Here is a 20493-nt window from a genome sequence, read left to right as displayed (position 1 = left end):
ATACTGTCAGACAGGAGAATTGCGATGCGTATTTATGATCTGATTGCGAAAAAGCGCGATGGCGGTACCCACACCCGGGAAGAGCTGGAGGCCATTGTCAACGGCTTTGTCAGTGGGGAAGTGGCCGATTACCAGATGGCTGCCTGGATGATGGCGGTCTACCTGCGCGGCATGACCAACGAGGAAACAGCCGAGCTGACGGACGTGATGGCTCACAGCGGCGTGATGGTCGATCTTTCCCCCATCCCCGGCATCAAGGTGGATAAGCACTCCACCGGCGGCGTGGGCGATAAGACCACCCTTGTGATCGCCCCTGTGGTGGCGGCCTGCGGTGTGAAGATCGCCAAGATGAGCGGCCGCGGCTTGGGCCATACCGGCGGCACCATTGACAAGATGGAGAGCGTGCCCGGCACCAGAACTGCCCTTTCGCAGGAGGAGTTCTTTGCCCAGGTGAACAAGATCGGGCTGTCGGTCATTGGCCAGAGCGAGGGCATTGCCGTGGCGGATAAGAAGATGTACGCCCTGCGGGATGTGACCGCCACGGTCAGCTGCATCCCGCTGATTGCCTCTTCCATCATGTCCAAGAAGCTGGCTTCCGGCTCTGATGCCATCCTGCTGGATGTGACCACCGGCACCGGTGCCTTTATGAAGACCGTGGACCAGAGCATTGAGCTGGCTGAGCTGATGGTCGCCATCGGCACCCACCATGGCCGCCGGGTGGCCGCCATGATCACGGATATGGACACCCCGCTGGGCCACAACATCGGCAACAGCCTTGAGGTCATGGAGAGCATGGACGTGCTCAAGGGCAAGGGCCCTGCCGACCTGACCGAGGTCTGCCTGCAGCTGGCCGCCAATATGCTGGTGCTGGCAGGCAAGGGTACCCCAGCGGAGTGCCGTGCCATGGCACAGGCTGTGATCGCGGACGGCTCTGCCTTTGCCAAGTGCAAGGAGATGTTTGCGGCCCAGGGCGGCGACACCCGTGTGCTGGACGATTACAGCCTGTTTGAACAGCCTGCAGCCAGCTTTGAGCTGCTGGCCGAGCAGGATGGCTACATCGTGGCCAACGATGCCGAGAAGATCGGCTCTGCCAGTGTGCTGCTGGGCGCTGGCCGCCAGAAGAAGGGAGACCCGCTGGACTTTGCGGCCGGCATCACCCTGCACAAAAAGCGCGGCGACTATGTGCACAAGGGCGAAAGCCTGGCCACCTTCTACGGTGCGGCAGATAAGTTTGAAGCCGCTGCTGCGGAGTACCGCAGCGGTCTGGTCTATGGTGCGGAAAAGCCCGAGGAGGCCCCGCTGGTCTACGCCCTTGTCACCAAGGACGGCGTGGAGCGCTACTGAGAAAGCATCCTTCCCGCAAGGAGGGAGGAACGGAAAGGACATTTTCTATGAAGATCATTCTGGTGGGCTGCGGCAAGGTCGGCACAGCGCTGGCACGTCAGCTCAGCGAGGAAGGCCACAATGTCACGGTCATCGATACCAACAAGGCCCGTGTGGAGCATATCAGCGAATCCTATGACGTGATGGGCATTACCGGCAACGGCTCCTCCATCACAACGCTGTCCGAGGCAGGGATCGAGGAGGCGGACGTGTTCATTGCAGTCACCGGCTCGGACGAGCTGAACCTGCTCTGCTGCATGTTTGCCAAAAAGGCGGGCCACTGCCACGCCATTGCCCGTGTGCGCAACCCCTCCTACAGCCATGAGCTGGACTTCATCAAAAAGCAGATCGGCATTTCGGCCATCATCAACCCGGAGATGGCGGCGGCGCGGGAGATCTCCCACCTGCTGCGCTTCCCCGGTGCCAGCAAGATCGATACCTTTGCGGAAGGCCGGGTGCGGCTGATCAAGTTCACCCTGACCGAGGCACAGGCACTGGACGGCGTGGCCATCCGGGAGATCCCCACCCGGCTCAAGAGCGATATCCTGGTCTGCGCCGTGGAGCGCGACGGCGGGGTCATCATCCCCAACGGTAATTTTGTGCTCCAGACCGGCGATCAGGTCACCTTCCTTGCAACGCAGGAAAAGGCCCACGAGTTCTTCCAGCGCATCCATCTGGCCGTGCGCCCGGTGCGCAATGCCCTCATCGTGGGCGGCGGTGCCATTGCCTTCTACCTGAGCCAGGAGCTGCTGGAAAACCATGTCCGGGTGCGGATCGTGGAGCGGGACCCCGCCCGCTGCGATGTGCTGGCCCAGGCCCTGCCCGAGGCACAGATCCTGTGTGAGGACGGCTCCAACCGCGAGTTCCTGCTCTCCGAGGGCCTGACCTCCACCGAGGCCTTTGTGGCCCTGACCAACATCGACGAGGAAAATGTTCTGCTGACCCTGTTTGCCAAGAAGCATTCCAATGGCAAGCTGGTCACCAAGATCAACCGCCTGGAATTTGACGATATCCTGGCCGGGCTTGATCTGGGCAGCATCGTCTACCCCAAGTACATGACCTGCGATTACATCGTGCAGTATGTGCGCGCTTTGCAGAACGAGGCAGGCAGCAACATCAAGACCCTGTACCGCATTCTGGACGACCGTGTGGAGGCGCTGGAATTCACGGTCCATGAGAAGAGCCGCGCCACCGGTGTGCCCCTGAGCCAGCTCCACCTGAAAAAGAACCTGCTGCTCTGCTGCATCACCCGCGGCAACGAGATCAAGATCCCGCGCGGCGGCGATGAGATCCAGGTGGGCGACAACGTCATCGTAGTCACGCTGGAGCACGGCCTGCATGACCTGCGGGACATCGTGGAAGATTAACGGAGGCGCGGCATGAATTATGCGATCGTTCTGCGGCTGCTGAGCTACATCCTCTATTGCGAAGCCGCGCTGCTCCTGCTGCCTGCCATGGCCAGCCTGATCTATGGTGAATGGATGGTGCTGGGCGTGTTCCTGCTCACGGCAGCGCTTTCTGCTGTGGCGGGCGCTCTGCTCCACCGCATCAAGCCCAAGAGCCAGATCTTCTATATGCGGGAGGGCTTTGCCACCACGGCGCTCTGCTGGCTGCTCATCAGTGTGGTGGGCGCGGTGCCCTTTGTGCTCACGGGCAGCATCCCCAACCCGGTGGATGCCATGTTTGAGACCGTTTCCGGCTTCACCACCACCGGTGCCAGCATCCTGCCCGCCGTGGAGGACCTGCCCAGGGGCATCCTGTTCTGGCGCAGCTTCACCCACTGGATCGGCGGCATGGGCGTTCTGGTGTTCCTGCTCTCCCTGCTGCCCCTGACCGGCGGCTCCCATGTCAACCTGATGAAAGCCGAAAGCCCCGGCCCCCAGGTGGATAAGCTGGTGCCGAAGGTGCAGTCCACGGCAAAGATCCTCTATGGCATTTATTTTGGCCTGACGGTCATCGAGTTTGTGTTCCTGTTGTTCGGCGGGATGCCGGTGTTTGAGTCTCTGCTGACCTCCTTTGGTACAGCGGGCACCGGCGGCTTCGGCTTCCGCAATGACAGCTTTGCCAGCATGTCGCCCTATGTCCAGTGGGTCGTGACCATTTTTATGATCCTGTTTGGCGTGAACTTCAACGCCTATTTCCTGCTGCTGATGCGCCGCTTCCGCCGCGCTGCCGCCAGCGAGGAGGTGCGCGCCTACTTTGTGATCATCGGTGTGGCTGTGGTCATCATCACGGCCAACATTTACAGCATGTACAACGGCTTGGGCGAGGCTCTGCGCCACGCCGCCTTCCAGGTGGGTTCCATCATTACCACCACAGGATTTTCCAGCTGTGATTTTGACCTGTGGCCCACCCTTTCCAAGGAGATCCTTGTCATGCTGATGTTTGTGGGTGCCTGTGCGGGCAGCACCGGCGGCGGCATGAAGGTCAGCCGCCTCCTGCTGATGGGCAAGACTGTGGGCAAGGAGCTCAAGCAGGCCCTTCACCCGCAGGTGGTGGCCCCCGTCCGGATGGACGGCAAGGTGGTTAACCATGAGACCATCCGCGCCACCAATGTCTATGTGGCAGCCTACATCTTCATCTTTGCGGCATCCTTCTTCCTCATCAGTCTGGATGGCTTTGACATGGTGACCAACTTCACCGCCATTGCCGCCACGTTGAACAACATCGGCCCCGGCCTTGCCCAGGTGGGCCCCATGATGAACTTTGGCAGCTACTCCAATCCCGCCAAGCTGGTTATGATCTTTGACATGCTGGCGGGCCGTCTGGAGATCTTCCCCATGCTGGTGTTCTTTATGCCGGACACCTGGCGGCGGTTCTGAGCAAAATAACAAAGCGGATGCGCTCCCACCGGAACGCATCCGCTTTTTGCTGTATCAGGATTCCTGCGGCTTTTTCCCCAAGAGCGCCGCGCCGCTCAGCACGATGACTCCGCCCAGCAGGGCAAGGCCCGCACCGGCCTGCCCGAAGGCATCGCCGACGGCACCCACCAGAGGACTTGCGGGGATCATCAGCAGGCTGTAGGCCATGCCGTCCACGCTGATGAGGGTGGCCCGCTGGTCACTGGGGATGGCATCGTTCAGCTTCTGGCTCTCGTGGAGCAGATAGACCTCCAGCACACCCTGCACCAGCATCATGCCCAGGATGCCGCCCCAGGCGGGCGCAGTACCCACCAGCAGAGTGCCCACACCGCAGAGCAGGGCACAGGCCGTGTAGAGCCGCCGCATGGAGCGGCATCTCACCCGGCGGCCGATCTCGGTACCCGCCACGCAGGCCAGACCGCCCAGCAGCAGGGGAAGGAAGAGCAGCTCCGTGGGCCAGCCCAGCTCAATGAGCCGCTGCTGCAAAAACATTTTGGTCAGGTAGCTGGGCACGCTGATGAGGGCGCTGGATGCGATCAGCTTCACCGCCATTGGGCAGGTGTGCAGGACATGCAGGCTGTCCCGCACCAGCTGGCGGAACTGTTCGGGCAGAGCGCGCAGCGCGTGCTTTTCCCGGCTGGCCTGCGACTCAGTGACGATGGGCTCCGCAAGCAGCATATTGGCAAGGGCGGAAATGCCCTCAAAAGCGGCGTTCAGCAGATAAAAGCCTGCGTAGCCGAGAAACTGGTTCAGAATGCTGGCCATGGAGCCCACGGCGTTGGCCAGCATGGAAATCTGAGAGCCGTTGGCGGAGACCTGAATGTATTCCTCTTCGCAGCCCTCCTGCTTCAGGCTGTCGTAGAGCAGCGCCGTGGAGGTGCCGGAGAACATGGTCATGGCCAGCGCGTTCAACCCCATGGCAAAGCAGATGGTGAACAGGTCTGACGCAAAGGCCATCAGCAGGCTTTGCAGGACCATGCACACGCCGCCGGACACGAGGGTCTTTTTCCGGCCCAGCAGGTCTGCCGCCATGCCGCTGGGCACCTCACACAGCAGGCTGACAACATGGAACACGCTCTCGGCCAGACCAATCTCCCACAGGGAGAAGCCCCGGGCCGCCAGCAGCGCCACCCATACCGCATCCGTGATGCGCAGGCCGGAGAAGAGATCGGCAGTGTAAATGCAGGCAAGCTGCTTTTTCAAATTGAGCTTACGTTTATGGTTCATGGGGAACACCCTTTCTATTTATAGTGAATAATTCAAAATAGAAAGTGTACCCTTGCAAACGGAAGTTTGCTGTGACCAAACCCCTCCGTCAATGCTGACGCATTGCCACCTCCCCTAATAGTGGAGGCCTTGGCAATCCGTGCAGAATTTCCGGTTTCGCCAGAGGCTCCCCTACTAGGGGAGCTGACGAGCGAAGCGAGTCTGAGGGGTTCAGGCAAAACAAAAGCGCCCCACAGCAAAGCTGCGCGGCGCTGAAAATCATGCTCCACGCTTTGCTGAAAGAGACAAAAGGGTACACTTCGAGCCGTAACGTATTAAATCTGACCTTTTTTGAAAAAGATGCAGCCATTCCAACCCATCTGGGTGTACCCTCCTTTCAGTAAAACGTTACGCTTACAATACCATACTTTCGGCCAAAACACAAGCAAAACCGTGAAATTCAGGGAAAAAGTGCCGCCCCGGCTTGCAAACAGGCCCAAAGTGTGGTAAGATGATATCCGGTTATGAAACCTGAATATCTTGAAAACGCAGCGACGGAGAGAGTACGCATGCAGTTCCACAGCAAAGAGAGAAGCTTCACCGGCTGAAAGGGCTTCCGCGTGGGTGTGTGCCGAAGTTCGCTCCTGAGCGGCCTGCCCGAACGGCTTCTATTAGGGCAGGACGGCGCGCCCCGTTACGGCGTTTGAGAGCCGCCCTTCTTTGTGCAGGGCGGAAACCGGGTGGTACCGCGGAGCATTGGATTTGCAAAGGCTTCGTCCCTTTTGTCCGGCCAGAAATGGCCCGGCAGGGGACGGGGCCTTTTTTGCTGCCCCGCTTTGAAAACACGAATTGAGAAGGAGAGAATTTCCATGCAAGCAATGATCGACGAGCTGGCCAAACAGGCCGCAGAGAGCCTCGGTCAGGTCTCTTCCAAGGAGACGCTGGCCTCGTTCTGGCAGGAATATCTGAGCAAAAACGGCAAGATCCCCGCGCTGATGAAGAATCTGCGCTCTGTCGCGCCCGAAGAGCGCCCCGCCATGGGCAAGATCATCAATGAGCTCAAGCAGAAGGTGCAGGCAGACTACGATGCCGCCGCTGCCAAGGTAAAGGAGGCCGAGCTGGCCGCCCGCAACGCCGCTGAGACCGTGGACATCACCCTGCCCGCCAAGACCCGCACGGTGGGTGGTCTGCACCCCCTGACGCTGGTCACCAACCAGATCATCGACGTGTTCTCCGGCATGGGCTTTGCCGTGGCTGACGCACCTGAGATCGAGGACGACGACCACAACTTCACCCGCCTGAACGTGCCCAAGGATCACCCCGCCCGCGACATGCAGGATACCTTCTACCTGTCCGACGAGTTCCTGCTCCGCACCCAGACCTCCGGCGGCCAGATCCGCACCATGGACAGCCAGAAGCCGCCCATCAAGGTGCTGATCCCCGGCCGTGTGTTCCGTTCCGATTCCGATGCCACCCACAGCCCCATGTTCCACCAGATGGAAGGCCTGGTCGTGGATAAGGGCATCACCCTGGGCGACCTGCAGGGCGCGCTGAACACCTTTGTGCAGAAGCTGTTCGGCAAGGACACCCGCACCCGCCTGCGTCCCTCTTACTTCCCCTTCACCGAGCCCAGTGTGGAGGTCGATGTCAGCTGCTTTGAGTGCGGCGGCAAGGGCTGCCCTCTGTGCAAGCACACCGGCTGGATCGAAGTTCTGGGCGGCGGTGTTGTCAACCGCAAGGTGCTGGAGAACTGCAACATTGACCCGGATGAGTATTCCGGCTTCGCCTTCGGCATTGGCATCGAGCGCATCGCCATGCTGAAGTACGGCATCAACAACATCGGCCTGATGTTCGAGAACAACCTGCAGTTCCTCAAGCAGTTCCATGAATAAGAGGGGAGAGAACAGACAATGAAAGTACCTTTCAGTTGGTTAAAAGAATTCGTTGATATCGACGTTACCGCTCAGGAGCTGGAGGAGAAGCTGTTCTCCTGCGGCTTTGAGGTGGAAGAGCTGATCCCGCTGGATGCAGGCATCAGCAAGGTGGTCGTTGGCAAGATCGTGGAGATGGAAAAGCAGGAGGGCACCCACCTGACCAAGTGTGTGGTGGACTGCGGTGACTACGGCCACGACATCCGCATCAGCACCGGTGCTGCCAATATGAAGCTGGGCGACTGTGTGCCCGCCGCTCTGGATGGCTCCACCCTGCCCGGCGGTATCAAGATCAAGGCCCGCAAGATGCAGGGCGTGGAGTCCAACGGTATGCTCTGCTCCGGCGAGGAGCTGGGCCTGAACGATGACCTGTTCCCGGGCTCTGAGGTCTATGGTCTGCTCATCCTGCCCGAGGATTCTGTTCCCGGCACCGACATCGCACCCGTTGTCGGTCTGGATGACTATATCTTCGATATCTCCATCACCGCAAACCGCCCCGACTGCCAGTCCGTGCTGGGCATTGCCCGCGAGGTCGCTGCCATTCTGGGCAAGCCCCTGCACATGCCCGCCATGGATTACAAGGCTGTCTGCGAGCCGGATGCTCCCATCACCGTCCAGGTGGAGGCCCCTGACCTGTGCCCCCGTTATATGGCGCACTACGTCCGCAACATCCGCATGGGCGAATCTCCCCGCTGGATGAAGCGCCATCTGGCCCTGTGCGGCCTGCGCTCCATCAGCAACGTGGTGGATATCACCAACCACACCCTGCTGGAAATGGGCCAGCCCATGCACGCCTTTGACCTGAACAAGGTCGCCGGCCGCACCATTGATGTGCGCCGTGCCCACGAGGGCGAGAAGATCGTGACCCTCGATGAAAAGGAGTTCACCCTGAACCCCAACAATCTGGTCATCTGCGATGCCGAGAAGCCTGTGGCTCTGGCCGGCATCATGGGTGGTGCCAACTCCGGCATGGATGAGAACACCACCAGCCTGCTGTTCGAGTGCGCTACCTTTGCCCGTGACTGCGTCCGCAAGACCAGCCGTGCCCTGGGCCAGAACAGTGATTCCTCTGCCCGCTATGAAAAGGGTGTGGACCGCAACTCTCCCGAGCTGGGCCTGGCTCGTGCCCTGCACCTGATCCAGGAGCTGGACTGCGGCGATATCACCACCCTCGAGTATGACCTGACCGATGGCCGCCCGCTGGAGCGCAAGCACATCGTGACCACCCCTGCCAAGATCTGCGGCGTGCTGGGCATCACTGTGCCCGAGCAGACCATGATCGATATCCTGCAGCGCCTGGAGTTCACTGTGGATGTGCAGGCCGATGGCAGCTGGGATGTGTCTGCTCCTCTCTACCGTGAGGATGTGGAGAGTTTCCCCGATCTGGCGGAGGAGGTCATCCGTGAGTACGGCTATGACCACATCAACCCCACCTTCCTGAACACCGCCTCTGTCACCAACGGCGGCCTGAACTATGCACAGAAGCAGCAGCTCAAGACCAAGCGCCTGCTGGCTGCACAGGGCTTCTATGAGGCCTCCACCCTGGCCTTCTACTCCAACGCGGAGCTGGATATGCTGCACATCCCCGCTGAGGATGCCGCCCGCAAGGCTATCCGCATCCTGAATCCCATCAGCGAGAACCTGTCCATCATGCGCACCCTGCTGACCCCGTCCATGCTGAATGTCATCGTGGACAACCTCAAGAAGGGCAATGCCGAGGGCCGCCTGTTCGAGATGGCTCCCGTCTATCTGGCCAAGGAGCTGCCCATCAGCGAGCATCCCCATGAGCGTCAGACCCTCTGCATTGGTGCCTTTGGCCCCGAGGAGGACTTCTTCACCGTCAAGGGTGCAATGGAGGCACTGGCCGCAGGCTTTGACCTGACCTTTACCTATGAGCGCGAGACCACCCCGTGGCTCCACCCGGGCATCAGCGCCGCTGTCTACTGCAACGGCAAGCGTCTGGGCGTGTTCGGTAAGCTCTCCAATGAGATCAACGGCGAGCTGGAGATCGCCAAGGACCAGAAGGACAGCCAGAACATCTATCTGGGTGAGCTGGACTATGAGGCTCTGATGTCCTGTGTGGACGGTGAGCTGCGCTATAAGCCGCTGAGCCCCTACGCTGCCGTCAAGCGTGACCTGGCCCTTGTCTGCGAGGAAAAGGTCACCTGCGGCGAGATCGAGGACACCATTAAGAAGGCAAGCTCCCTCATCACCGAGGTCAAGCTGTTCGATATCTACCGCGGCGCAAACCTGGGCGAGGGCAAGAAGAGCATGGCCTTCTCCCTGACCCTGTCTGACCCCAGCGCGGAGATCTCCGCTGAGCAGGTCGAGCGTACCGTCAAGAAGGTGCTGGGCAACCTGAAGTTCAAGCTGGGCATTGAGATCCGGTAAACGGTGATCTTTACACAGCACTATGAGTCCCCTCTGGGCGGCATCCTGCTGGCCGCTGATGACATCGGCCTGACCGGCCTCTGGTTCGAGGGGCAGAAGTACTTTGCCCGCACCCTGGATGCGGTGCATCAGGAGCAGGAGACCGCTGTGCTCTCCGAGGCCAGACGCTGGCTGGATGTTTATTTCGGCGGGCAGGAGCCGGACTTTACCCCGCCGCTCCATCCCGCTGGCTCTGCCTTTCAGCAGGAGGTGTGGGCGCTGCTGCGCCGCATCCCCTGCGGCCAGACCACGACCTATGGGGCACTGGCAAGACAGCTGGCCGCGGAGCGCGGCCTTTCCCGGATGTCTGCGCAGGCTGTGGGCGGGGCTGTCGGACACAATGTGATCTCCATCATCATTCCCTGCCACCGCGTTGTCGGAACAAACGGCAGCCTGACCGGATATGCAGGCGGCATCGATAAAAAAGCCGCGCTGCTGAGACTGGAAATGAAAATGACGCGGTAAGAAATACGGCAAATGAAAAAATCCGAACCTTTTCCCGATGGGAAGAGGTTCGGATTTTTCTTGTGTGGTGGAGGCGATGGGAGTCGAACCCATGTCCGAAAAGAGTTCAGCGTAGGTGTCTCCGGGTGCAGGCGATCAACAACATTCCCTCCGCGTCACGCCGGTCGCCAGGCTAACGCATTGGTAGCTTCATGAGTTCCTGCCGGTCCGCAAAGCTTAGGTCCGTTCAGGTGCTGTGTCTAAAGGACGCCCCGGCCCCACACGACACAAGAGTGGGCGGAACGCGCAGCACTCAGGCTGCGAGCAACTGATAATTATTGTTGTCAGTTAATTTTTTGGAGGAGTTTAGAGCAGGTCCCCCACTGCTACCCGCTGCCCAGGCCTCGCTCCCCCCGTCGAAACCTTTACGCCCCCATAAAACACACCTTGCGGTGTGGGTAAGCTTTGAAGTTTCCGGGCAGGAATGCTGCCTGAAATCAATAGTAAACGCCGTTGGATTTAACGGCCCGGTCGATGGAGCGCTTGGCATCACGCTTGGCGGCATCTGCACGCTTGTCGTAGAGCTTTTTGCCCTTGCACAGGCCCAGCTCCATTTTGACGCGGCCATGCTTGAAGTAGAGCGAAAGCGGCACAAGAGTGTAGCCCTGCAGCTTGCACTGCTGGTGCAGCCGCCGGATCTCGTTCTTGTGGGCCAGCAGCCGCCGCACCCGCATGGGGTCCTGATTGAAGATGTTGCCGTGGTCGTAGGGGGTGATGTGCATTCCCTTGACCAGCAGCTCGCCGTCCTCAATATCGACCCAGCTGTCTTTCAGGTTCACGCCGCCGGCACGCAGGCTCTTGACCTCGGTGCCTTTCAGCTCAACGCCGGTCTCCAGCGCTTCCAGAACGAAATACTCGTGGCGCGCTTCCCGGTTTGTGGCAATCGTCTTGGTTGCCGGACGCTCTTTGGTCGGTGCCATTCCGCGCGTCTCCTTTCTATCGCTTTGGTATCGTTACGTTAGTATATCATATTTTTGTGGATTTTCAAGGCCGCTTTTTGAAGAAACTGTAAATCTTTCCCGCAAAAAGCGCCTTACAGCTTTTTATAGCCCGCCGGTTCGTCCGCTGCACACCGCCGCTCCATCAGGTAAGTGTCCAGCCAGCGGCCGTGGCAGTCCCGGGCAATGCGCTCCCGGCGGCCCACCACGCGGAAGCCGCATTTCAGGTGCAGGCCCCGGGAGGGGGCGTTGTCCTGCAGCACCGTGGACTGCAGCGTCCAGTACCCGGCCTGTTCGGCCTCGCGGCAGAGCGCCGTGAGCAGGTGATAGCCCAGCCCCTTGCCCCGGAATTTCTCCCCGACATAGATGCTCACCTCGGCCACGCCGCGGTAGCACCAGCGGGGATCTACCCGATGCAGGGCTGCCCAGCCGGCCACGACCCCATCGTCCAGCACCACCAGGCGGCATTCCCGGGTATGGGATGCGTCCCAGGCGGTGTAGGGCGGGCAGTTGGTCTGGAAAGTGGCGTGCTCGGTGGCAATGCCCTCCAGATATATTTTGGACACAGCAATCCAATCCTCCGGCATCATGGGCCGGACTGTGATCTCACTCATATTCCTATCCTGACCGGAGCCGCAATGCTCCGGTTTCCCCTCATTGCGTGTGCAATATCTCTTTTCAGTATAGCAGAATCTGCCGCAAATCACAATGGAAACCTGTTCACCTCAGGCCGGGCAGAGTGTCCGAAATCTGAATACCCGGCCCCTCGGAAGCGTGGAGATCACAACGCATGGATTTTGCGGACAGATTTGTTTTGACAATACCGGCGGGTGTGATACAATAGAACAAAAACCAACCGGTGTCGCCTGTGCAGTCTCATATTATAGTCCTCTGTACGGGAAAATGCAATCAGGGCGGTGCCGGGGGAAAGGAACGGAACATGAAACAGGCAAAACGAATCGTCGCGGTGATGCTGTGTCTGCTGGCTCTGCTGGCCCTGCCCGCCGGTGCCGTAATGGAAAAGGGAGAGCCCAACATCACGGCCCAGACCACCATGAAGGAAGTGCGCAACAACCCGGGCATCAAGAACTCCGGCTTCTACACCTACTCGCAGGATAAGGACTGCCCGCCGGGTCAGGCCCTGTGGGAAATGACCACTGTGGAGGGCTACACCAACGAGTATGTGGCCGAAGGCTGTGCCAAGGGGCTGAATCTGGTCATTGAGAACTACAACAATGGCGTTCAGGTCACCCACTCGTTCTACACGGATGCGGAAAAGGCGGCGGACCGCACCAAAAACAACACCGGCCTGTTCTATTTCCCGGCCAAGGCCGAAAATGCCAAGTTTGCGCTGATCCTGGCTGGCAGCGGTGCCAATGAGAGCGCCGAGCTGGAGGAGGGGGCCTGCACGGCCTGGCAGCTGCATGAGCTGGGCTATGCCGCCTTTATTCTGCGGTATCGCGTCTGGACGGATGCTTCCGATGATGCTCCGCTGGAGGACATCGGCCGGGCCATGCAGTACATTGAGGAACACGCTGCGGAGTTTGGCATCCAGCCGGAGCAGTACGCCATCGTGGGATATTCCATGGGCGGCCACCTGACGGGTCTGTTCGGCACGGAATCGGTGGGGTATCAGCATTACAATGTGCCCAAGCCTGCCGCCCTGCTGCTGGGCTACCCCATCAACGATATGACCTACATCAAGCCCATCTACCATGTCATTCAGGATATCGGTGCATACGGCCCCAAATACTATACCCGGAATCTTTCGGATGAGATCACGCCGGACTACCCCGCTACCTATCACTGGCACGGTGTGAACGACACGCTGCTGAAGGAGCTGGTCTACTGGCGGCAGGGACCGCAGCTGGAAGCTGCCCTGCAGGCCAATCACGTCAAGCATGTTTACCGGGTATTCAACAATGCACCTCACGTCTGCGGCATCGGCACCGGAACAGATGCCGAGAACTGGCTGGTGGAAGCCACTGCTTTCTGGGAGGAGCAGTGCGCCTGAGAGAAAGGATGAAACAGGATGAAAGATCTGAACGAAGCATTTGTGCATCTGAACGTCGGTCTGCCCGATGATGTGGAGCGGCTGAAGGCCGCGGGCTATTACAAAGAAGCCGTGGCGCGGATCGATGAATATCTGGCCGAGGACTGGACGGAGACCCAGAACAGCCCCCGCAGTCAGGGGTTGGAAATGCCGGAGTACGAGCAACCCGCCAACCCTGTGCCCCACGGTGTGGACGCGCTGCGGGATGCCCTGTTGGTGCAGAAGGAGATCATGTGCCGTCTGCCGCAGGAATACTGCTGGAACGAGGCACAGGCCGTGGCCCGGATGCAGGGCCTTGTGCGGGATTTCACGGTGGAGGAGTTCCGCCAGCTGGTGCATGAGGGCCGGGTGGACTGGCGGTTCGTGGAAGGGGAAAAGCACTACCTTGACCGCTTTGCCGAAACGCTGATCGCCACCCACGCCGATCTTGCCGCCCGTCAGCTCGACCCGCCCGCCCCGGCTACGCTGGCCCGGGAGCGCCGCCGCCGCATCCATGACCAGATGGAGCGGGAAGGGCAGGCCAGTGCCCGCATCACGCTGAAGACCAGCGTGGGAATGTCGGATGAGGCCTTTGCCGCTGCTCTGGCCAAGGCAAAGGCAGAGGGCCGGGAGAGCGTACACGTCCGCGCTTGGCTGCCCATCCCGGCGGAATGCTTGGCCCAGAGCGAGATCGAGCTGCAGAGCTTTACCGAGCAGCCGGGCCGCATCGCTGATGCAAACGCCCCCCAGCGCACGGTTTGCTGGGAGGCTGATCTGACCGAAAACCGCCGCTTCGGGGTGCAGTACCGTTACAAGACAACGGCAGTTTATGCTGACCCGCTGGACTTTGTGCCTGCACCGGAACAGCCGACCTTTGATACCGAGGAGCAGGCCCCGCATATCGTGTTCACGCCCTACCTGCGGGCGCTGGCCGCACAGCTGACCGAAGGGATCACCGACCCGGCGGAAAAGGCAAAGCGCATCTATGATTACGTTACCCTGAACGTGCGGTATCACTATCAGCCCGCCTACTTTGTGCAGGACTGCCTGCCCGACCGCTGCGCGCGGGACCGGCGCGGTGACTGCGGCATTATGGCCCTGACCTTCATCACACTCTGCCGTCTGGTGGGCATTCCGGCCCGCTGGCAGAGCGGCTTGTCGGTGTCGCCCACCGGCGTGGGCTGCCACGACTGGGCCATGTTCTACATTGCCCCCAAGGGCTGGATGTATGCCGACTGCTCGTTTGGTGCCTCCATGGCACGGCAGGGCGAGGAAGAGCTGCGCCGCCACTACTTCGGCAGTCTGGACACCGGGCGCATGGTGGCAAACCGCGCCTTTGAGGCACCCTTTGACCCGCCGATGTACGGGTTCCGCTCCGACCCCTATGATAACCAGTCGGGCGAGTGCGAGGTGGACGGCGTGGGCCTTTATGGCGATGCGCTGGATACCCGGAAAGAATTGGTCGATTTCGAGGACTTATAATCAATGGAATTTTTAGCTGGATTGTACACCCTGCTGCTGGTCACCATCTGCCTGCTGCTGGCAGTGGTGCTCTGGAAACTGAACAAGCTCCGGAACGGGGGAGACTACGAGGAGCTCAAGCGCTGGATGCAGCAGCAGCTCGATGCACAGGCAAAAGACTTTGCGGCCAGACAGGCGGCAATGGCGGAGCAGAACTATACCGCCATCCGCAGCGTCAGTGAGACATTGCAGACCTCAGTGCAGAGCATGAGCACCACGCTGGCACAGGGCCAGAGCGGCCAGCAGCAGATCCTGACCCAGCGGCTCCAGAGTCTGGAGGCCGCCAACACCCAGAAGCTGGAAGAGCTGCGCAAGACCCTTGCGGAAAACATGACCGCCCTGCAGGCCGAGAACGCCAAAAAGCTGGATGAGATCCGCCACACCGTGGATGAGCAACTGCAGGATGCCCTGCAGAAGCGGGTGACCGAGAGCTTCAAGGCCGTGAACGACCAGCTGGAACAGGTGTACAAGGGGCTGGGCGAGATGCAGAACCTTGCCGCTGATGTGGGCGGGCTGAAGCAGGTGCTCTCGGGCGTTAAGACCCGCGGCATTCTGGGAGAGATCCAGCTGGGGGCCATTCTGGAAGAGATCCTGGCCCCGGAGCAGTACGAGACCAATGTGGCCACCATCCCGGGCAGCACTCAGCGGGTGGAATATGCCATCAAGATGCCGGGCACGGATGGCGGCACGGTCTGGCTGCCCATCGACTCCAAATTCCCCGGCGACACCTACGCGCACTTGCAGGATGCCCAGGCCTCCGGCGATGCGCAGGCGGTGGAGAATGCCCGCCATGCGCTGGAACTGGTGCTGCGGAGCGAGGCAAAGGATATCCGGGAAAAGTATGTGGAACCGCCCTACACCACGACCTTTGGCATCCTCTTCCTGCCTTTTGAGGGGCTGTACGCCGAGGTGGTGAACGCCGGTCTGCTGGAGGTGCTGCAGCGGGATTATCAGGTGAACATTGCAGGTCCCAGCACCATGGCGGCTCTGCTCAACAGCCTGCAGATGGGCTTCAAGACCCTTGCCATCCAGAAGCGCTCCGGCGAGGTCTGGCAGCTGCTGGGTGCCGTTAAGACGGAGTTCGACAAGTTCGGGCAGGGGCTCTCCAAGATGCAGCAGCGCCTGCGCCAGACCGATGAAGAGCTGGACAACCTCATTGGTGTCCGCAGCCGGGCCATCAGCCGCAAGCTCCGCAGTGTCCAGAGCCTGGATGATGCCAGCGCGGCAGCCCTGCTGGAGCTGGCCACCGAGCCCGGCCGGCCGGTGGCAGCAAGACTGCCGGAGGAGCTTGAATAATCTTTAACAATGTGCTATACTAGGAACCGTTATTAGTATTATATTGCCGCTTTTTCGGCACAGCAATATGGATAGAGAGGATGTCTGCTATGAGCGTGAAAAAGATCAGCGAAGCCATTCTGGGCGTGGGTGTGGACGATACCACCATTGACCTGTTCGAGAGCCAGTACCCGGTGCCCACCGGTGTGAGCTACAATTCCTATGTCATTCTGGACGAAAAGACCGCCATTCTGGATACGGTGGACAACCGTGCCACGGAGCCCTGGCTTGCCAACCTGACCGAGGCACTGGCCGGACGCAAGCCGGATTACCTGGTGGTCAGCCACATGGAGCCTGACCACGGTGCTAATATCGCCAGACTGGCCGCCCTTTACCCGGAAATGCAGGTGGTGGGCAACGCCAAGACTTTCCTGTATATGGATCAGTTCTTTGGGGCGGATGCCGTTGCCAAGGAGCGCCGCGTGGTGGTGAAGGACGGCGAGAGCCTGAGCCTGGGCACCCACACCCTGACCTTTGTGCTTGCCCCCATGGTGCACTGGCCCGAGGTCATGGTGAGCTATGAGAGCAGTGAAAAGGTGCTCTTCTCTGCAGACGGCTTTGGCCGGTTTGGTGCAGTGGCCAGGTTTGACGAAAACGCCGACTGGGCCAGCGAGGCCCGCCGCTACTACCTGAACATCGTGGGCAAGTACGGCCCGCAGGTGCAGGCTCTGCTGAAAAAGGCCGCCGCGCTGGATATTGCCACCATCTGCCCCCTGCACGGCCCTGTGCTGACCGGCGATCTGAGCAAGTACCTGAACTACTATGACCTGTGGTCCAGCTACAAGGCCGAGGAGCCGGAGAAGATCCTGGTGGCCAGCGCTTCCATCCACGGCCACACCAGAGCCGCCGCCCACACCATGGCTGAGAAGATGCGCGCCAAGGGTGCCAAGGTGGTGGAGATGGATCTGACCCGCACCGATGTCTCCTATGCCGTCACTGAGGCCTTCCGCTGCGGCCGGATCGTGCTGGCCTGCGCCACCTACGATGGCTTCCTCTTCCCGCCGATGGAGAATCTGCTGACCCACCTCAAGACCAAGAACTTCCAGGGCCGCACCGTTGGCCTGATGGAGAACGGCACCTGGGCCCCCATGGCTGCAAAGCTGATGCGTGCTGAGCTGGACGGCATGAAGAACATCACCGTCTGTGATGCCGTTGTGACCATCCGCTCTGCCGCCAATGCCGCCGCTGAGGCACAGATGGATGTGCTGGCTGACGAGCTGCTGGCAAAGTAACGAATCGACCCCATAAGCAAAACGAACGCCTGCCGAGTGAGAAAAGCCCGGCAGGCGTTCGTTTTGTCTATGCGGGAGGTATAGCAGAGTAGCATCTTCGCACGGGGGTCGGCGGCAAAGTCTTTTTTGTGTGGAGTTCGCCTTTCTTTGTCAGAACAAATCGTACTGCTTCATAGTTTCAGCTTTTCGGGAATCATGCTTCTCGTAGTAGCCGATCAGGGTACCGTCCTCGTCCCGCAGGGCAACCATGTAGACATCACGGACATGCTTTGGATTGTAGTAGGTATAGACGATGTTATGGCCTGCATCAGCGGCAAACCAGTCCACCACCTTGCGGATGGCTTCCACCGAATGGGGGTTGTGGCAGGCCAGAAGGCTTTTGCCCAGCAGGGCGGCTCCGCCGTATTTGCCGTAATCCACCACAGCGGCAGGGTTCATGTAAATGATGATGTGGTTCAGATCGCAGATGACCACCGATTCACGGTCCTGGTCGATGATGCTCTTGAAATAAGGATTCAGGTTCATTTTAGGTGTCCTCCCGGGATTCCATAAAATTGATTCGATCGTTTCCACTTCACCTTCCGGCATGGGGATATGCAGGTGCGCCAGCTCCGTAAAGCCCAGCTTACTCAGCAGCTGCTGGGATGGTATGTTGAAGGCAAAGCAGCCGCACTGGACGAAATCTATCTGCTCAGTGTTGAACAGCTCCGCAATGACAGCACGGACTGCTTCGGCTGCGTAGCCCCTGCGCTGGGCAGTGCGGCAGATGCAGTAGGAGAGGGTGCGGCCCTGCCTGCCCTGCAATTGCTCCAATCTGGTGAGCAGTGCAGGCACAGCGCAGATGCTCAGGTTGCCGATCAGATGACCGCCGGTTTTTTCTACAATGCCGTAACAACGAGGTTCCTTGTCCTTGAGCCAGCCGAAATTGGTGCGGATATCCGCTTCTGTTTTCAGGATGGGCCGTCCCATCATCCGGGACATTTCATTATCCACAGCATAGGCGGCATAATCGGGAAAATCAGATTCTTCCAACCTGCGCAAAATCAACCGGTCAGTTTCCAGAAAAATATTATTCATGGGGTTCTTTGCTCTTGTCCAGCGCGTCGAACTGTTTGAGGATCTGGGGGTCTTTCAGCTTGATGACCTTGCCGGAGAGATAGCGCAGGCTGTTTTCCTCCGGGATATCCAGGAAGCTGATGCGGACGGCGCAGAGAGCCTGCGTCCGGGTGCCGGTGCGCTCGTTCATCTTGCGGTTGCCGTATTTGATGTCGCCCAGCACCGGCTTGCCCAGGTAGGCCAGATGCGCGCGGATCTGGTGGGTGCGGCCCGTGACCAGGCCGATCTTGCACAGGGCAAAAGGCCCGGCGGTGCGCAGAACATCCACATCGGTGATGATCTGCTTACGGCGCTCATCCTGAGATTGGTGGGCGTGGATGCTGACCTTGTTGTTCTTCTCGTCGTGCTCCCACCAGGCGGTGAAGCGGCCCGACTGCGGGATGCCCACGGTGATGGTGTAGTATTCCTTTTTGAGCAGGTCGGTGCGGATGATCTCGTTCATGTCCCGCAGGGCGGCGTAGCTCTTGGCAGCGATGACAAGGCCCTCGGTGCCACGGTCCAGCCGGTTGCAGATGCCGGGCTTGAAGCGGTTCTCACCGCCTGCGTCATACTCGCCCTTCTGGGCCAGATACTGGGTGAATGCGTCCACGAGGTTGGCATCGCCGGTGCGGTCGCTGTGGCAGAGCAGGTGGGTGGGCTTGTACAGCACGGCAATGTTCTCGTCCTCATAGATGACGGTCACCTTGGGCTGGTTCTGCTGCTTTTTGGGGGCAGACTTGCGGGCTGCAGGCTTTGCGCCCTCGGGCGGGAAGAATTCATCGTTGATGTACAGCTCAATGAGATCGCCCGCCTTGAGCCGATCCTCGGGGGCTCCCTTTTTGCCGTTGACCTTGACCCGCTTGTTGCGGAAGCTCTTGTACAGCAGGCTGGTGGGGAAATCGCGCGTCACGCTCTGGACAAAGCGGGAAAGCCGCACGCCTTCGTCGTTTGCGGTGGCAGTAAATTGTTTCATAAAATTGTTCCTTTTGTTGGATGAAAGACAAGCCCTCTCCGTCTTTGCTTCGCAAATCCACCTCTCCCAAAGGGAGAGGCAATGCATCTCCCGGGTTCAGTACATGCTGACCGAGAGCCACAAGGGGCTCTCCCTTTGGGAGAGCTGGCAAAGCCGCAGGCTTTGACTGAGAGGGCATATTGATTCATAAAAAAGCCTTTTCTCTATAATAAACCACCCTTTCTTTGAAGTCAACGCAGAATATTTCCTGTGCCCCCTTGTGTTTTGCTGAAAAAACGGTACTATTAAAGTAATAACGCAAAAGGAGAACGACCATGGCGAAGGAAAGCAGCCAGCATAAGGGGCACCGCCAGCGGATGCGCGCCCGGGTAGAGCAGTACGGACTGGAAAGTCTGGAACCCCACGAAGCGCTGGAATATGTCCTTTACATCACCAACACCCGCAAGGACACCAACGGCCTTGCCCATGTCCTCATAAATCGGTTCGGAGACTTTGCCGGGGTGCTGGATGCTTCCGAGGAGGATCTGCTGACAGTGGAGGGCGTAGGCCCCTCCACCGCCCGGATGCTGCATCTTTTGCCGCAGATCGGCAGATACTATACCCAATGTGTGGTCAACGGCAAAAAGTGCATGAAGACCACCGACCAGCTGGTCGAATACCTGATGGCACAGTTTGCCGGGACTGTGCAGGAACGCGCCCTGCTGGCTGCGCTGGATGGCCGCAGCCGCATCAAGGGGCTGTTCTGGCTGCGGGACGGCACCAGCGACCGGGTGAGCCTGGAGATCAAGGATGTGGTGGCGGCAGCCCTCAAGGGCGGTACCGACAGTGTGGTGCTCTGCCATAACCACCCCAACGGCGTGGCCCTGCCCTCGCGGGAGGATCTGATGGCCACCGAGAATATCGTCCGGGCACTGGGGCTGGTCAAGGTGCATCTGCGGGATCACATCATCCTGACCGAGAGCGAATATTTCTCCATGCGGGAGGCCAACCGCCTGCCGTTTTACGATTTCCAGACCGGGGAGATGCTCAGGCCGTATTGATATTATAAAATA

16 protein-coding genes, 1 other RNA gene and 1 other annotated feature are annotated in these 20493 nt (G+C 59.7%); of the genes, 11 read left to right on the top strand and 6 right to left on the bottom strand.

The window, feature by feature from the left end:
* The first annotated feature begins 24 nt into the window (after positions 1-24).
* The 3 genes from P0G09_RS04560 to P0G09_RS04550 are packed head-to-tail and all read left to right on the top strand — an operon-like array spanning position 25 to position 4205.
* Positions 25-1344, top strand: a complete 1320-nt coding sequence (locus tag P0G09_RS04560; RefSeq protein WP_154276649.1) for a thymidine phosphorylase — start codon at positions 25-27, stop codon at positions 1342-1344.
* Positions 1345-1391: 47 nt separating this feature from the next.
* Positions 1392-2750 (top strand): Trk system potassium transporter TrkA, encoded by a 1359-nt coding sequence (gene trkA, locus P0G09_RS04555; RefSeq protein WP_207684790.1) that lies wholly within the window; start codon positions 1392-1394, stop codon positions 2748-2750.
* Between the two features lie 12 nt (positions 2751-2762).
* On the top strand, positions 2763-4205 hold the full coding sequence (locus tag P0G09_RS04550) for a TrkH family potassium uptake protein (protein WP_156060715.1): 1443 nt from the start codon (positions 2763-2765) through the stop codon (positions 4203-4205).
* A gap of 54 nt (positions 4206-4259) precedes the next feature.
* Here the strand turns inward: P0G09_RS04550 and P0G09_RS04545 are convergent, their stop codons facing one another.
* The gene (locus P0G09_RS04545) at positions 4260-5471 is read right to left on the bottom strand and encodes an MFS transporter (protein WP_275252055.1); all 1212 of its coding nucleotides are present in this window, start codon (positions 5469-5471) and stop codon (positions 4260-4262) included.
* A gap of 521 nt (positions 5472-5992) precedes the next feature.
* Positions 5993-6234: a binding site (T-box leader), on the top strand.
* A gap of 85 nt (positions 6235-6319) precedes the next feature.
* Between P0G09_RS04545 and pheS the strand changes: the two genes are divergently transcribed.
* The 3 genes from pheS to P0G09_RS04530 are packed head-to-tail and all read left to right on the top strand — an operon-like array spanning position 6320 to position 10276.
* Positions 6320-7342: a phenylalanine--tRNA ligase subunit alpha gene (pheS, locus tag P0G09_RS04540; protein ID WP_005930972.1), complete on the top strand. Its 1023-nt coding sequence runs from the start codon at positions 6320-6322 to the stop codon at positions 7340-7342.
* A gap of 18 nt (positions 7343-7360) precedes the next feature.
* Positions 7361-9772, top strand: coding sequence for a phenylalanine--tRNA ligase subunit beta (gene pheT, locus P0G09_RS04535; protein ID WP_117533330.1), 2412 nt, complete (start codon positions 7361-7363; stop codon positions 9770-9772).
* 3 nt (positions 9773-9775) lie between these two features.
* The gene (locus P0G09_RS04530; RefSeq protein WP_249259312.1) at positions 9776-10276 is read left to right on the top strand and encodes a methylated-DNA--[protein]-cysteine S-methyltransferase; all 501 of its coding nucleotides are present in this window, start codon (positions 9776-9778) and stop codon (positions 10274-10276) included.
* 65 nt (positions 10277-10341) lie between these two features.
* On the opposite strand, the gene ssrA is transcribed toward P0G09_RS04530, so the two are convergent.
* The 3 genes from ssrA to P0G09_RS04515 all read right to left on the bottom strand — a co-directional run bounded on the left by ssrA (position 10342) and on the right by P0G09_RS04515 (position 11867).
* Positions 10342-10690, bottom strand: a transfer-messenger RNA (tmRNA) gene (ssrA, locus tag P0G09_RS04525).
* Positions 10691-10752: 62 nt separating this feature from the next.
* Positions 10753-11235, bottom strand: coding sequence for an SsrA-binding protein SmpB (smpB, locus tag P0G09_RS04520; protein WP_005930963.1), 483 nt, complete (start codon positions 11233-11235; stop codon positions 10753-10755).
* A gap of 113 nt (positions 11236-11348) precedes the next feature.
* Complete coding sequence (locus P0G09_RS04515; protein ID WP_275252054.1) at positions 11349-11867, bottom strand: GNAT family N-acetyltransferase; 519 nt, start codon at positions 11865-11867, stop codon at positions 11349-11351.
* A 326-nt stretch (positions 11868-12193) separates the two neighbouring features.
* Here P0G09_RS04515 and P0G09_RS04510 point away from each other — a divergent pair, with 326 nt between their 5' ends.
* The 4 genes from P0G09_RS04510 to P0G09_RS04495 all read left to right on the top strand — a co-directional run bounded on the left by P0G09_RS04510 (position 12194) and on the right by P0G09_RS04495 (position 17373).
* Complete coding sequence (locus tag P0G09_RS04510) at positions 12194-13267, top strand: alpha/beta hydrolase (RefSeq protein ID WP_275252053.1); 1074 nt, start codon at positions 12194-12196, stop codon at positions 13265-13267.
* An 18-nt stretch (positions 13268-13285) separates the two neighbouring features.
* A complete protein-coding gene (locus P0G09_RS04505; RefSeq protein WP_275252052.1) occupies positions 13286-14767 on the top strand; it encodes a transglutaminase-like domain-containing protein in 1482 nt (493 codons plus the stop codon).
* Positions 14768-14770: 3 nt separating this feature from the next.
* Positions 14771-16102 (top strand): DNA recombination protein RmuC, encoded by a 1332-nt coding sequence (gene rmuC / locus P0G09_RS04500; RefSeq protein WP_275252051.1) that lies wholly within the window; start codon positions 14771-14773, stop codon positions 16100-16102.
* Positions 16103-16191: 89 nt separating this feature from the next.
* Positions 16192-17373 carry an MBL fold metallo-hydrolase gene (locus P0G09_RS04495; protein ID WP_275252050.1) on the top strand — a complete coding sequence of 394 codons (1182 nt, stop codon included), beginning with the start codon at positions 16192-16194 and terminating at the stop codon, positions 17371-17373.
* Positions 17374-17523: 150 nt separating this feature from the next.
* Here the strand turns inward: P0G09_RS04495 and P0G09_RS04490 are convergent, their stop codons facing one another.
* Together P0G09_RS04490 and P0G09_RS04485 are read right to left on the bottom strand one after the other, a co-directional pair.
* A complete protein-coding gene (locus P0G09_RS04490) occupies positions 17524-18450 on the bottom strand; it encodes a GNAT family N-acetyltransferase (RefSeq protein WP_275252049.1) in 927 nt (308 codons plus the stop codon).
* On the bottom strand, positions 18443-19441 hold the full coding sequence (locus P0G09_RS04485; protein ID WP_275252048.1) for an RluA family pseudouridine synthase: 999 nt from the start codon (positions 19439-19441) through the stop codon (positions 18443-18445). Before P0G09_RS04485 ends, P0G09_RS04490 begins: the two co-directional genes overlap by 8 nt.
* Before the next feature lie 314 nt (positions 19442-19755).
* On the opposite strand from P0G09_RS04485, the gene P0G09_RS04480 reads away from it, so the two are divergent.
* Positions 19756-20481: a JAB domain-containing protein gene (locus P0G09_RS04480; RefSeq protein ID WP_275252047.1), complete on the top strand. Its 726-nt coding sequence runs from the start codon at positions 19756-19758 to the stop codon at positions 20479-20481.
* Positions 20482-20493 lie beyond the last annotated feature (12 nt).

It is taken from the genome of Faecalibacterium sp. DFI.5.82 (genome assembly GCF_029076575.1).
Classification (GTDB): Bacteria; Bacillota; Clostridia; order Oscillospirales; family Ruminococcaceae; genus Faecalibacterium; species Faecalibacterium duncaniae.
This window is presented reverse-complemented; position numbering and strand designations above follow the sequence as displayed.

Coding starts and splice junctions, on each gene's coding strand:
- P0G09_RS04560 (WP_154276649.1), top strand. CDS start 25: ATGCGTATTTATGATCTGATTGCGAAAAAGCGCGATGGCGGTACCCAC.
- trkA (WP_207684790.1), top strand. CDS start 1,392: ATGAAGATCATTCTGGTGGGCTGCGGCAAGGTCGGCACAGCGCTGGCA.
- P0G09_RS04550 (WP_156060715.1), top strand. CDS start 2,763: ATGAATTATGCGATCGTTCTGCGGCTGCTGAGCTACATCCTCTATTGC.
- P0G09_RS04545 (WP_275252055.1), bottom strand. CDS start 5,471: ATGAACCATAAACGTAAGCTCAATTTGAAAAAGCAGCTTGCCTGCATT.
- pheS (WP_005930972.1), top strand. CDS start 6,320: ATGCAAGCAATGATCGACGAGCTGGCCAAACAGGCCGCAGAGAGCCTC.
- pheT (WP_117533330.1), top strand. CDS start 7,361: ATGAAAGTACCTTTCAGTTGGTTAAAAGAATTCGTTGATATCGACGTT.
- smpB (WP_005930963.1), bottom strand. CDS start 11,235: ATGGCACCGACCAAAGAGCGTCCGGCAACCAAGACGATTGCCACAAAC.
- P0G09_RS04515 (WP_275252054.1), bottom strand. CDS start 11,867: ATGAGTGAGATCACAGTCCGGCCCATGATGCCGGAGGATTGGATTGCT.
- P0G09_RS04510 (WP_275252053.1), top strand. CDS start 12,194: ATGAAACAGGCAAAACGAATCGTCGCGGTGATGCTGTGTCTGCTGGCT.
- P0G09_RS04505 (WP_275252052.1), top strand. CDS start 13,286: ATGAAAGATCTGAACGAAGCATTTGTGCATCTGAACGTCGGTCTGCCC.
- rmuC (WP_275252051.1), top strand. CDS start 14,771: ATGGAATTTTTAGCTGGATTGTACACCCTGCTGCTGGTCACCATCTGC.
- P0G09_RS04495 (WP_275252050.1), top strand. CDS start 16,192: ATGAGCGTGAAAAAGATCAGCGAAGCCATTCTGGGCGTGGGTGTGGAC.
- P0G09_RS04490 (WP_275252049.1), bottom strand. CDS start 18,450: ATGAATAATATTTTTCTGGAAACTGACCGGTTGATTTTGCGCAGGTTG.
- P0G09_RS04485 (WP_275252048.1), bottom strand. CDS start 19,441: ATGAAACAATTTACTGCCACCGCAAACGACGAAGGCGTGCGGCTTTCC.
- P0G09_RS04480 (WP_275252047.1), top strand. CDS start 19,756: ATGGCGAAGGAAAGCAGCCAGCATAAGGGGCACCGCCAGCGGATGCGC.